The organism is Citreimonas sp. (assembly GCF_042096055.1).
Classification (GTDB): Bacteria; Pseudomonadota; Alphaproteobacteria; order Rhodobacterales; family Rhodobacteraceae; genus Citreimonas.
This window is the reverse complement of record NZ_JBELMH010000049.1, coordinates 13,429-24,065: the sequence shown is the minus strand read 5'-3', so window position 1 is coordinate 24,065 and position 10,637 is coordinate 13,429. Positions and strand designations below refer to the sequence as shown.

The following is a 10,637-nucleotide window of genomic DNA, read 5'->3' as shown; positions in this document are numbered from 1 at the left end:
GGCCGCGAGGCCGACGTGAAGGCCAAGCTCGAGGCCGCGGGCCTGGCCGACGCGGTGGCCGAGATCGAGGTGGTGAACGCAGCCAACACGCCGCATCTCGAGACCTACAAGGAATTCCTCTACGCCCGCGGCCAGCGCAAGGGCCTCGACCGGACCGACGTGCACCGGCTGGCCGCGCGCGACCGGCACGTCTTCGCCGCGTTGATGCTGGCGCATGGGCATGGCGACGGGCTCATCCTGGGCGCCACGCGCAAGTCGGCGCATGTCATGGAGCTGATCAACCACGTTTTCGACGCCGACGCCAAGCACGGCGCCGCAGGCGTGACGGTGCTGTTGCACAAGGGGCGGATCGTGCTGGTGGCCGATACGCTGGTGCACGAATGGCCCAACGAGCACGACCTCGCCACGATCGCCGAACGCGCGGCCGGCGTGGCCCGGCACCTGGGGCTCGAGCCGCGCGTGGCCTTCGTCAGCTTCTCGACCTTCGGCTACCCGGTGTCCGAGCGCGCCGAGAAGATGCACCTTGCGCCGGATGTGCTGGACGCCCGCGGCGTGAGCTTCGAGTACGAGGGCGAGATGACCGCCGACGTGGCGCTGAACACCCGCGCGCAAGAGGCGTACCCGTTCCAGCGCCTGACCGGGCCGGCAAACATCCTGGTGGTCCCGGCGCGGCATTCGGCGTCGATCTCGGTCAAGATGATGCAGGAGCTTGCGGGCGCCACGGTGATCGGGCCGATCCTGACCGGCGTCGACAAGTCGATCCAGATCTGCTCGTCGAACTCGACCGCGAACGACATCCTGAACATGGCGGTGCTCGCCGCCTGCAAGGTCGGGTAGGCGGCATGACCATCTTCAACCTCGGCTCGATCAACGCGGACCTGGTCTATCGCCTGCCGCACCTGCCCGCACCGGGCGAGACGCTGGCCGCGACCGGCTTCTCGCGCGGGCTGGGGGGCAAGGGCGCCAACATGTCGGTCGCCGCGGCGCGCGCCGCGGCGCGTTGCGTGCACCTGGGCGCGGTGGGTGCCGACGGCGGTTGGGCGGTCGAGCGACTGATGGAGTACGGCGTGGACACGCGCCACGTGCTCACGGTGGACGCTCCGACCGGTCACGCGATCATCATGGTCGACGGCGCGGGCGAGAACGCGATCGTCCTGCAGCCCGGCGCGAACCACGCGCTGACGGCCGAGCACCTCGCCACCCCGCTGGCCGAGGCGCGTGACGGCGACATCTTCGTCTTCCAGAACGAGACGAACGCGCAGCGCGAGGGGGCCGAGATGGCCTCGGCCCGGGGCATGCGCGTGGCTTACGCCGCGGCCCCCTTCGACGCCGATGCCGTGGCCGCGGTGATGCCGCTGCTGGACCTGTTGGTCCTGAACGCGGTCGAGGCGGCGCAACTGGCCGAAGCCACCGGCATGCAGCCTCAGGCCTTGCCGGTGCGCGACGTGGTGGTGACGCAGGGCGCCAAGGGCTGCGACTGGTACGACACCGACGCCGGCACGCTCCGCCATTTCGATGCGCTGAAGGTCGAGGCCCTCGATACCACAGGGGCGGGCGACACGTTCACCGGTTACCTTCTGGCGGGACTGGATCGGGGCCAGCCGATGGCGCAGGCGATCGGGCTGGCGATCAAGGCCGCGGCGCTGATGGTCACGCGACACGGCACCGCCGACGTGATCCCGGACCTGCGCGAGGTCCAGGACCTGTCGTTCTAAACGACCTCAGATGAAGGGCGCGTCGTCGCCCCAGATCTCGCGCACGCGCTGGTCGCGGCGGCAGCCTTCGCGGTACCGCTCGTAGGCGTCGGCGCGGTCGATATAGCCGAAGCGCGTCAGCGTGCGCTCGGTGCTCTTGTAGTAATCCTGGTGGTAATCCTCGGCCAGGTAGAACTCGTCCAGCTCGAGGATCGGCGTGACGATCTCGCGGCCCAGCTCTTCCTCGGCGGCGGCCTTCGCGGCCTCGGCGGCCTGGCGCTCCTCGGGGCCGTCGACGAAGATCGCGCTGCGATAGCTGTCGCCGCGGTCGCAGAACTGGCCGCCCGCGTCGAACGGGTCGATCGAGCGGAAGAACAGGTCATAGAGCTGGCGCGCGTTGACCGCATCCTCGTCATACTCGATGCGCGCGGCCTCGTAGTGGCCGGTATCCCCGCCCGTCACCTGGTCGTAGGTCGGGTTGTCGGTCGTGCCGCCGGTGTAGCCCGAGACGACTTCGGACACGCCGCGGACCTTCTCGAAATCCGCCTCGACGCACCAGAAGCAGCCGCCGGCGACGACGATCTCGGCGGCCTCGGCCTTGGGGGCGGCGGTGAGGGCCGCGGCGGCGGCAAGGGTCAGGATGGCAGTGCGCATGGTGTCCTCCGGCTGATGTCGCAAATCAATGTTTTCCGCATTGGTCCGGTAACGCACGCCCCCGTGCAAGGTTCGTGCGCGGGTTTCACCACTAGGTGATCCCCGCGTGAAGCCCGGCCACGTTCGCAAAAAAAAGTCGCATCCGCCTGAAACTGCCTGCGCCTGGGTCGCGTGTCTTGGATCGGACATGGCAAGCCCATGCACCGGAAAAACAGGAGAGACACCATGAAGACGATCATCACCGCAGCCGCCTTTTCGCTCACCGCATCGATGGCCTTCGCCGCCGCGCATTCCATGGCCCCGGGCGTCGAGGCGATGGACCAGGACGTGTCCGGCGGCACCGTCACCGCCGCGAAGGTCACCGCGCCCGCCAATGGCTGGCTGGTCGTGCACCGCACCGACGCCGAGATGAAGCCCGGCCCGGTCGTCGGCTACGCACCGCTGAAGGAAGGCGAGAACACCGACGTCGCCGCGATCCTGCAAGAAGACGTCGCCTCGGGCGACATGCTGATGCTGATGGTGCACGGCGAGGACGGCGGCACGTCGACCGGCGTCTTCGAATACACGCTGGGCGCCACCGAAGACGGCCCGATCCGCGTCGACGACGCGCTGGTGATGACCACCGTCACGGCCGAGTAACTACTTGAAAAGCATTAAATTGACGCGGTGGGTACGCCCCCGCGTCTTTTGTTTTGGCAGTGGGATACTAAGAAGTTAAAACGTTACTTCATGGAGCCCACAGACTACGACTTCTCACTTTTCAAATTGCTTAACGGCGGAAAGCGGGGAGGCCCCCCACTCTGCGTCGGACAAATTCCCGCACGCGTTACGGATGCTCTTAAGTGGAATGCTCGAAAAGTGTTTTTGACATACCGCGACTCTCAGAAAATTCGGCATCACCAGATGCATGGAATGGATGCAAGCAAGGGCTTGGCTTTACCCATGGTCGTTAGAAATGGTGACTACTACCAATCTATGAAACGAGGTTCAGAATTTCAAATTGAGGTTATATTGCACGAACCAGATCCGAAACGAGCATATTTTCTAGTTTTGGCTCGCGACGCGCAGGATAAAGGAATTTTCGTTAGGACATTCTATTTTAACAAGTCGATCACCCGCTCTAAAATGAAACTGGCACAGCGCTTGTTCATTCAAAGCGACCACGAATATTTTAAAAAGTAGCGAGGGGGGGACCCACGAAGCTCCCCCTAGAGACCAGCAAATGCTATCTGCGGACGTGGGTTTTACCGCATTCCTCGCCCTCCAATTATTACATTTTCTTGTCTCGGAATCAAGGGTAAGCACCTGAATCTTAAGGATGAATCGAAGAGTCTAAAAGTGACTCATTTTCAACTACTTAAGCGTAGCTCCGCTCGCGTCCTTACAGAAGCTGGCCCAGCTTCAGCGCGACGCTCATGTCGCCCGAGACCTTGATCTTGCCCATGGCGAAGGCGGTCATCGGGTTCAGCTGACCCTGCACCAGCTTCGACAGGTTCGCCTGAGAGATGCGGATCGTGCAATCGGCCACCGCGTCCGAATGCGCCACCTCGGACCCTTCCAGCCGCAGCGCGCCGTCGTCGCCGCAATCGAAGCGCAGACTTTCGTCCAGCGGCTTGCGCGACAGGCCGGCGCGGATGCGGTCGGCGATTTCGTCCATGGTCATCGACACGGTGGGTCCCTTCCTGGTCGCGCCGATCATGGCGCAGCCGGGCAGGGACCTGGTAGCGTGACGTTACGTGCCGCGCCGCGGCATCAGCGCGCCAGCCGCCGTTTGCGCGCGGCCAGCAGGCGCAGGCGCAGCGCGTTGAGCTGGATGAAGCCCGCCGCGTCCTTCTGGTCGTAGGCGCCGGCGTCGTCCTCGAAGGTCACGTGCGCCTCGGAGTACAGGCTTTCGTCCGACCAGCGCCCGATCGTGCGGACCGAGCCCTTGTAGAGCTTCAGCCGCACGGTGCCGCTGACGTTCTCCTGGCTCTTGTCGATCAGCGCCTGCAGCATCTCGCGTTCGGGGCTGAACCAGAAGCCGTTGTAGATCAGCTCGGCGTAGCGCGGCATGATCGAGTCCTTCAGGTGGCCCGCGCCGCTGTCCAGCGTGATCTGCTCGATCCCGCGATGCGCTTCCATCAGGACGGTGCCGCCGGGCGTCTCGTAGATGCCGCGCGATTTCATGCCGACGAAGCGGTTCTCGACGAAGTCCAGCCGGCCGATGCCGTGCTTGCCGCCCAGCTCGTTCAGCCTGGTCAGGATCGACGCGGGCGACAGCGTCTCGCCGTTGATCGCGACCGGGTCGCCCTTGGCGAAGGTGATCTCGATCAGCTCGGGGTGATCGGGCGCGTCCTCGGGGTTCACCGTGCGCTGGTAGACGTAGTCGGGCGCATCCTCGGCCGGATCCTCCAGCACCTTGCCCTCGGACGAGGTGTGCAGAAGGTTCGCGTCGACGCTGAACGGTGCTTCGCCGCGCTTGTCCTTGGCGATCGGGATCTGGTGTTCCTCGGCGAACGCGATCAGCGACGTGCGCGAGCCGAGATCCCATTCCCGCCACGGCGCGATGACCTTGATGTCCGGGTCCAGCGCGGCGCAGGACAGCTCGAACCGCACCTGGTCGTTGCCCTTGCCGGTGGCGCCGTGGGCGACCGCGTCGGCGCCGGTCTCGCGCGCGATCTCGACCAGCCGCTTCGAGATCAGCGGCCGGGCGATCGAGGTGCCCAGCAGGTACAGCCCCTCGTAGACGGCGTTGGCGCGGAACATCGGGAAGACGAAGTCGCGCACGAATTCCTCGCGGACGTCCTCGATGAAGATCGACTTCGGATCGATCCCCAGCAGCTCGGCCTTCTTGCGCGCCGGCTCCAGCTCCTCGCCCTGGCCCAGGTCGGCGGTGAAGGTCACCACCTCGCAGCCATACTCGGTCTGCAGCCACTTGAGGATGATCGACGTGTCGAGACCGCCGGAGTAGGCGAGGACGACTTTCTTTGGCGCGCTCATGGGGGGTTCCTTCCGTCCGCGTGTCGCAGCGGCGATTAGCGGGTTTTCCGACGCCGGGCAAGGCAGCGGCCGTTGACCGGGGCGCCGGGGCTGCTAGGGATCGCGGGTGCGACGCGAAAGGGGCCGCGATGAAGGGCTGGCAGATATTCATGCATTCCGTGCGGCTGGTGCTGCGCAATCTCGGCCCCGCGCTGCGGGTGTCGGCGGTGCTCTATGCGGTGCAGGTGGCGGGGCAGGTCTCGGCACTCTACAGCCCGATCGACGCCGGAGAAGTGCCGGGCGTGGCGCCGGAAGGCTCGGCGCTGGGCGTGATCCTGGCGATCGCGGCCATCGTCGCCAGCCTGTGGATCGCCGTCGGCTGGCACCGGTTCGTGCTGGAAGAGGAATATCCCCACGGTTGGCTGCCGCAATGGCACGGCGCGACGCTGCTGCGCTACCTGTGGGTCTCCATCATCGTCGGGATCGTCGTGGTGCTGGGCGTGCTGCTGGCGTTCATTCCGATCGTTCTGTTCCTGGCCGCCGCGCCGGCCATCGCAGGCATCTTCGCCTTCGGGATGATCGGGCTGGGCGGCTACCTGTTCTTCCGCGTCGGCGTGCTGCTTCCGGCGATCGCGGTCGGCCAGCGGCTGGGCGTGCGCGAGGCCTGGCGCGCCACCAAGGACGCCGACGGCGCGATCGTCGTGCTGGCCTTCATCGTGATCGGCGCGAGCCTCGTGATCCAGGCGCCGGCGCTGCTGAACCCCGACCCGGCGTCGATCGTCAACGTGGTCTACACCATCGTCACCGGCTGGTTCGCGACGATCATCGGCGTGTCCGTCCTGACGACGCTTTACGGCCACTACGTGCAGGGCCGGCCCATCGACTGACTTGCGCGGGGGCGCGTGCTGGGCCACAGATCGCACATGACCGATTTCCAGAATGCAGCACGCGCCGCGGCCCACGCCATGCGCGACGTGTTCGAACCGACACCGCTTCTGCGCAACGCCCACCTGTCCGAGCGCTTCGGCGCGGACATCTGGCTCAAGCGCGAGGATCTGAGCCCGGTGCGCAGCTACAAGCTGCGCGGTGCCTTCAACGCGATGCGCAAGCAGGCGGATGCGCCGATGTTCGTCTGCGCCAGCGCGGGCAACCACGCGCAGGGCGTGGCGTGGTCGTGCCGGCATTTCGGCAAGCGCGGCGTGATCTTCATGCCGGTGACGACGCCGCAGCAGAAGATCCAGAAGACCCGCATGTTCGGCGGCGACAACATCGAAGTACGCCTGATCGGCGACTACTTCGACGACACGCTACGCGCCGCGCAGGCCTTTTGTGCCGACCAGGGTGCGCATTTCCTGTCGCCCTTCGACGACGAGGACGTGATCGAGGGGCAGGCCAGCGTCGCGGTCGAGATCGTCGAGCAGCTCGGCCAGGCGCCCGACCACATCGTCATGCCGGTGGGTGGCGGCGGTCTGTCGGCGGGCGTGCTCAGCTACCTCGGCACCGACAGCCTGTTCACGCTGGTCGAACCCGCGGGCGGCGCCTGCCTGCGCGCCGCACTGGAAGCGGGCGAGCCTGTCGCCCTGCCGCGCGTCGACACGTTCGCCGACGGTGCGGCGGTCGCGAAGATCGGGCAGCGCACTTTCGCACGCCTGTCCGGCGTCGGCGCGGCCAACACGCTGACCATCCTTGAGGACCGGCTCTGCACCACCATCCTCGACATGCTGAATGTCGAGGGGATCGTGCTGGAACCCGCCGGCGCCCTGTCGGTCGATGCTCTGAAGGACCTCGGCCAGGCGATCCGGGGCCGGCAGGTGGTCTGCGTCACCACCGGCGGCAACTTCGACTTCGAGCGTCTGCCCGAGGTGAAGGAACGCGCCCAGCGGTATTCAGGGATCAAGAAATACTTCATCCTGCGCCTGCCACAGCGGCCCGGCGCGCTGAAGGACTTCCTGAACCTGCTGGGACCCGACGACGATATCGCGCGGTTCGAATATCTCAAGAAGTCCGCGCGCAACTTCGGGTCCGTCCTCATCGGGATCGAGACGCTGGACCCGGCGAATTTCGCCAGGCTGTTCGGCAAGCTGGACGAGCACGGCTTTACCTACCAGGACATCACCGACGACGAGCTTCTGGCCCGCTTCGTGATCTGACAGCCCGCTCAGGCGGCGAAGCGCTGCGCCACCTCGGATTCGAAGGCGGCCATCGACGCGTTGAAGATGTTGAGCACTTCGGCCGGGCGCACCGCATGGACGTCGCCTTGGGCGGCCGCCCGTTCGCCGGCGCGGCAGATATCGGCCAGCGCCGCGAAGCCCAGGTTCAGCGCCGCGCCCTTGAGCGCGTGCATCCGCTCGCGCAGCGCCGCCGGGGTCCGCGCGGCCGGCAAGGCGGCGATGCATTGCGAGACCTCGGTCAGGAAAAGCTCGGTCACTTCCTCGAAATCCTCGGCGCCGATCTCGTCGCGCAATTCGCACACACGGGCCCAGTCGATCATCGCGAATCTCCTTCGTCGCCGCATTCCGGCTGATCGCTCACCCTGGGGGAGAATGGTGAACGAACGACTTTTCCCGACGCGATCATTGCATCGCATTTTACGCTTCATCCGTTCTTAATGGGGCTCGCGTCAGCTGGCGGGCATGCCGCAAGCCGACCATACGAAGCCGGACGAGACGATCGCCCCAACGGGCCGGCCCGCGCACGCGCGCCGCGTCCTGATCGTCGACGACAGCCGGCTGCAGCTGCGCATCCTGCGCTCGATGCTCGAACGGTGGGGTTTTGCCGTCACCCAGGCCGAAAGCGGTGAACAGGCGATCGAGGCGTGCCTTGCCGCGCCGCCCGAGATCATCATCTCGGACTGGATGATGCCCGGCATGACCGGGGTCGAGCTGTGCCGCGCCTTCCGCGAGATGCCGCACGAAGGCTACGGCTACTTCATCCTGCTCACTGCCAAGACGAACAAGACCGAAGTCGCCGAAGGCCTGGACGCCGGGGCCGACGACTTCCTGTCGAAGCCGGTCAGCGCGCCGGAACTGCGCGCGCGCCTCAGCGCCGGGTCGCGCGTGCTGGCGATGGAGCGCGCGCTGTCGGACCGCAACCGCCAGCTGGGCGAGGCGCTGGACCAGCTGCGGATCCTGCACGCCGACATCGACCGCGACCTGCAGCAGGCCCGCACCATCCAGCAGGCGCTGGTGCCGGAACGCTCGCGCCTGTTCGGCACGTCGCGTGTCAGCCTGCTGCTGCAGCCCTGTGGTCACGTGGGCGGCGATCTGGTCGGGATGTTCAGCCCCGGCGTCGGGCGGCTGGGGCTGTACGGCATCGACGTCTCGGGCCACGGCATCACCTCGGCCATGGTCACCGCGCGCGTCGCGGGCTACCTGTCGTCCAGCTTTCCCGACCAGAACCTGGCGCTGGAACGCCGCTTCGATCGCTACTTCGCGCTGCACCAGCCCGAGGACGTGGCCGCCAAGCTCAACCGTCGCCTGTCGGCCGATCCGGGGGTCGAGCAGTACCTGACGATGGCCTACGTCACGGCCGATCTGGGAACCGGGGCGATGCGCATGGTCCAGGCCGGGCACCCGCCGCCGATCCTGCTGCGCGCGGATGGCGAGATCCGGCTGCTGGGCGACGGGGGCCTGCCGATCGGCCTGGTCCCGGATGTCAGCTACGACCAGGTGCGCTTCGACATGGCGCCGGGCGACCGGCTGCTGATCTATTCCGACGGCTTCACCGAGGCGCGTATGCGCGACGGCTCGATGCTCGACGAAACCGGGCTGATCGCGCTGTTCAAGCAGACCGCCGCCCATGCATGCGGCGAAGAGCTGCTTCAGGACATGTTCTGGCGCCTGCGCACCGAACTGGCCGGCAGCGACCTGGGCGACGACGTGTCGGCGGCGCTGCTGGAATACGACGCGCTCAGCGTCGAAGGGCCGTGACCGCGCCCGATGTGACGAAGGCCGCGTCGCCGGGATTGCCCAGCACCTGCGCGGCCTCGTCCACCGGCATCCAGCAGGCGCGATGCCCCGGCTCGGATGGCGGGGCCATCCGGCGCACCGGATGGGCGAGGTAGATCGTGCACAGCTTCTCGGCCCAGAGATCGTATTCCGGCATGTAGGTGAACCGCCGGAACGCGCCCAGCCGCCGGGGCGGTCCGATCCGCCAGCCGGTTTCCTCGAAGACCTCGCGGTGCAGCGCGGCGATCGGATGCTCTCCGGGATCGACGCCGCCGCCGGGCAGCTGGTATTCGGGGCTGGGCTCGCTCTGATGGGTCAGCAGCAGCGCGCCGTCCCGCGGCAGGATTGCGTAGACCCCCGGCCGCAGGGTCCAGCGCCGGCCGGGATCGGGCGGCGCACCGTACCGTCGGATCATCGCTCCCCCGTTGCGTCCCGCCGCGTCATGCCTATATGGCACACCTATGCCAGCGACCGGCCCACAAGGAAACCCCATGAGCATCGGCACCAAAATCGCCTGGGACGACACCGTCCTGCCCTTTCAGCTTGACCGGCCCGACATGCGGGGCCGCATCGCGCGGCTCGACGGCGTGCTGTCCGGCGTGCTGGGGCAGCACGACTATCCCCCGGCGGTCGAGGCGCTGGTGGCCGAGATGGCCTTGCTGACCGCGCTGATCGGCCAGACGATCAAGCTGCGCTGGAAGCTGTCGCTGCAGGTGCAGACCGACGGCCCGGTGCGCATGATCGCGACCGATTACTACGGCCCAACCGAAGAGGGCGAGCCCGCGCGCATCCGCGCCTATGCCAGCTTCGACCGCGACCGGGTGACCGACACACGCGGCTTCGACCAGCTGGGCAAGGGCTATTTTGCGATCCTCATCGACCAGGGGCAGGGCATGACGCCCTACCAGGGCATCACGCCGATCGCCGGCACCTCGCTGTCGGACTGCGCCGCCAGCTACTTCGCCCAGTCCGAGCAGCTGCCGACGATCTTCGCGCTGTCCTACGGCCGCTCGATCGAACCGGGCGTGCCCGAGCACTGGCGCGCGGGCGGGATCATGCTGCAGCACATGCCCAAGGCCTCGCCGTTCTCGCAGGGCGGCGGCTCGGGCGAGGAAGGTCTGCTCGAGGCGCACGACCTGGTCGACGGCGACGACAAGGAGAACTGGAACCGCGTGACCATGCATCTCGGTACCATCGAGGAGATGGAGCTGATCGGGCCGCAGGTCGCCCCGACCGAACTCCTGGTGCGCCTGTTCCACGAGGAAACGCCGCGCGTCTTCGACAGCCAGCCGGTCAAGTTCGGCTGCACCTGCTCGGAAGATCGCGTGCGCCAGAGCCTGTCGATCTACTCGGCCAAGGACATCGAGAAGATGACCACCGAGGA

General features: G+C 66.9%; 13 protein-coding genes. 8 read left to right on the top strand and 5 right to left on the bottom strand.

The annotated features are described in order from the left end of the window. Both ACFDTC_RS11840 and ACFDTC_RS11835 read left to right on the top strand, forming a co-directional pair. A partial coding sequence (locus ACFDTC_RS11840) for a phosphate acyltransferase (RefSeq protein WP_375259084.1) occupies positions 1-837 on the top strand: 837 nt, incomplete at its 5' end. A gap of 5 nt (positions 838-842) precedes the next feature. Next, the gene (locus tag ACFDTC_RS11835) at positions 843-1,715 is read left to right on the top strand and encodes a ribokinase (protein ID WP_375259083.1); all 873 of its coding nucleotides are present in this window, start codon (positions 843-845) and stop codon (positions 1,713-1,715) included. A 6-nt stretch (positions 1,716-1,721) separates the two neighbouring features. Here the strand turns inward: ACFDTC_RS11835 and msrA are convergent, their stop codons facing one another. After that, on the bottom strand, positions 1,722-2,348 hold the full coding sequence (msrA, locus tag ACFDTC_RS11830) for a peptide-methionine (S)-S-oxide reductase MsrA (RefSeq protein WP_375259082.1): 627 nt from the start codon (positions 2,346-2,348) through the stop codon (positions 1,722-1,724). Positions 2,349-2,573: 225 nt separating this feature from the next. Between msrA and ACFDTC_RS11825 the strand changes: the two genes are divergently transcribed. Together ACFDTC_RS11825 and ACFDTC_RS11820 are read left to right on the top strand one after the other, a co-directional pair. Next, positions 2,574-2,987, top strand: a complete 414-nt coding sequence (locus tag ACFDTC_RS11825) for a hypothetical protein (RefSeq protein WP_375259081.1) — start codon at positions 2,574-2,576, stop codon at positions 2,985-2,987. A gap of 27 nt (positions 2,988-3,014) precedes the next feature. After that, the gene (locus ACFDTC_RS11820) at positions 3,015-3,530 is read left to right on the top strand and encodes a hypothetical protein (protein WP_375259080.1); all 516 of its coding nucleotides are present in this window, start codon (positions 3,015-3,017) and stop codon (positions 3,528-3,530) included. Positions 3,531-3,729: 199 nt separating this feature from the next. Here ACFDTC_RS11820 and ACFDTC_RS11815 read toward each other — a convergent pair whose 3' ends face one another. Then, positions 3,730-4,011: an SCP2 sterol-binding domain-containing protein gene (locus tag ACFDTC_RS11815; RefSeq protein ID WP_375259079.1), complete on the bottom strand. Its 282-nt coding sequence runs from the start codon at positions 4,009-4,011 to the stop codon at positions 3,730-3,732. A gap of 89 nt (positions 4,012-4,100) precedes the next feature. Beyond that, positions 4,101-5,327, bottom strand: coding sequence for an argininosuccinate synthase (locus ACFDTC_RS11810; RefSeq protein ID WP_375259078.1), 1,227 nt, complete (start codon positions 5,325-5,327; stop codon positions 4,101-4,103). Positions 5,328-5,455: 128 nt separating this feature from the next. Between ACFDTC_RS11810 and ACFDTC_RS11805 the strand changes: the two genes are divergently transcribed. Then, on the top strand, positions 5,456-6,193 hold the full coding sequence (locus ACFDTC_RS11805) for a hypothetical protein (RefSeq protein WP_375259077.1): 738 nt from the start codon (positions 5,456-5,458) through the stop codon (positions 6,191-6,193). Positions 6,194-6,229: 36 nt separating this feature from the next. Beyond that, positions 6,230-7,456 (top strand): threonine ammonia-lyase IlvA, encoded by a 1,227-nt coding sequence (gene ilvA / locus ACFDTC_RS11800; RefSeq protein WP_375259076.1) that lies wholly within the window; start codon positions 6,230-6,232, stop codon positions 7,454-7,456. Between the two features lie 8 nt (positions 7,457-7,464). Here ilvA and ACFDTC_RS11795 read toward each other — a convergent pair whose 3' ends face one another. After that, a complete protein-coding gene (locus ACFDTC_RS11795) occupies positions 7,465-7,797 on the bottom strand; it encodes an Hpt domain-containing protein (RefSeq protein ID WP_375259075.1) in 333 nt (110 codons plus the stop codon). Positions 7,798-7,939: 142 nt separating this feature from the next. On the opposite strand from ACFDTC_RS11795, the gene ACFDTC_RS11790 reads away from it, so the two are divergent. Continuing rightward, on the top strand, positions 7,940-9,235 hold the full coding sequence (locus ACFDTC_RS11790; protein ID WP_375259074.1) for a PP2C family protein-serine/threonine phosphatase: 1,296 nt from the start codon (positions 7,940-7,942) through the stop codon (positions 9,233-9,235). On the opposite strand, the gene ACFDTC_RS11785 is transcribed toward ACFDTC_RS11790, so the two are convergent. Next, the gene (locus ACFDTC_RS11785; protein WP_375259073.1) at positions 9,216-9,668 is read right to left on the bottom strand and encodes an NUDIX hydrolase; all 453 of its coding nucleotides are present in this window, start codon (positions 9,666-9,668) and stop codon (positions 9,216-9,218) included. The genes ACFDTC_RS11790 and ACFDTC_RS11785 overlap by 20 nt on opposite strands. A 76-nt stretch (positions 9,669-9,744) precedes the next feature. Here ACFDTC_RS11785 and ACFDTC_RS11780 point away from each other — a divergent pair. Next, on the top strand, positions 9,745-10,637 hold an 893-nt coding region (locus ACFDTC_RS11780), incomplete at its 3' end, for an Hsp33 family molecular chaperone HslO (protein ID WP_375259072.1).

Bases quoted from the DNA above. Each gene is read 5' to 3' on its own strand.
- ilvA (WP_375259076.1), top strand. From the start codon at position 6,230: ATGACCGATTTCCAGAATGCAGCACGCGCCGCGGCCCACGCCATGCGC.
- ACFDTC_RS11805 (WP_375259077.1), top strand. From the start codon at position 5,456: ATGAAGGGCTGGCAGATATTCATGCATTCCGTGCGGCTGGTGCTGCGC.
- ACFDTC_RS11795 (WP_375259075.1), bottom strand. From the start codon at position 7,797: ATGATCGACTGGGCCCGTGTGTGCGAATTGCGCGACGAGATCGGCGCC.
- ACFDTC_RS11790 (WP_375259074.1), top strand. From the start codon at position 7,940: ATGCCGCAAGCCGACCATACGAAGCCGGACGAGACGATCGCCCCAACG.
- ACFDTC_RS11835 (WP_375259083.1), top strand. From the start codon at position 843: ATGACCATCTTCAACCTCGGCTCGATCAACGCGGACCTGGTCTATCGC.
- ACFDTC_RS11815 (WP_375259079.1), bottom strand. From the start codon at position 4,011: ATGACCATGGACGAAATCGCCGACCGCATCCGCGCCGGCCTGTCGCGC.
- ACFDTC_RS11785 (WP_375259073.1), bottom strand. From the start codon at position 9,668: ATGATCCGACGGTACGGTGCGCCGCCCGATCCCGGCCGGCGCTGGACC.
- ACFDTC_RS11825 (WP_375259081.1), top strand. From the start codon at position 2,574: ATGAAGACGATCATCACCGCAGCCGCCTTTTCGCTCACCGCATCGATG.
- msrA (WP_375259082.1), bottom strand. From the start codon at position 2,348: ATGCGCACTGCCATCCTGACCCTTGCCGCCGCCGCGGCCCTCACCGCC.
- ACFDTC_RS11810 (WP_375259078.1), bottom strand. From the start codon at position 5,327: ATGAGCGCGCCAAAGAAAGTCGTCCTCGCCTACTCCGGCGGTCTCGAC.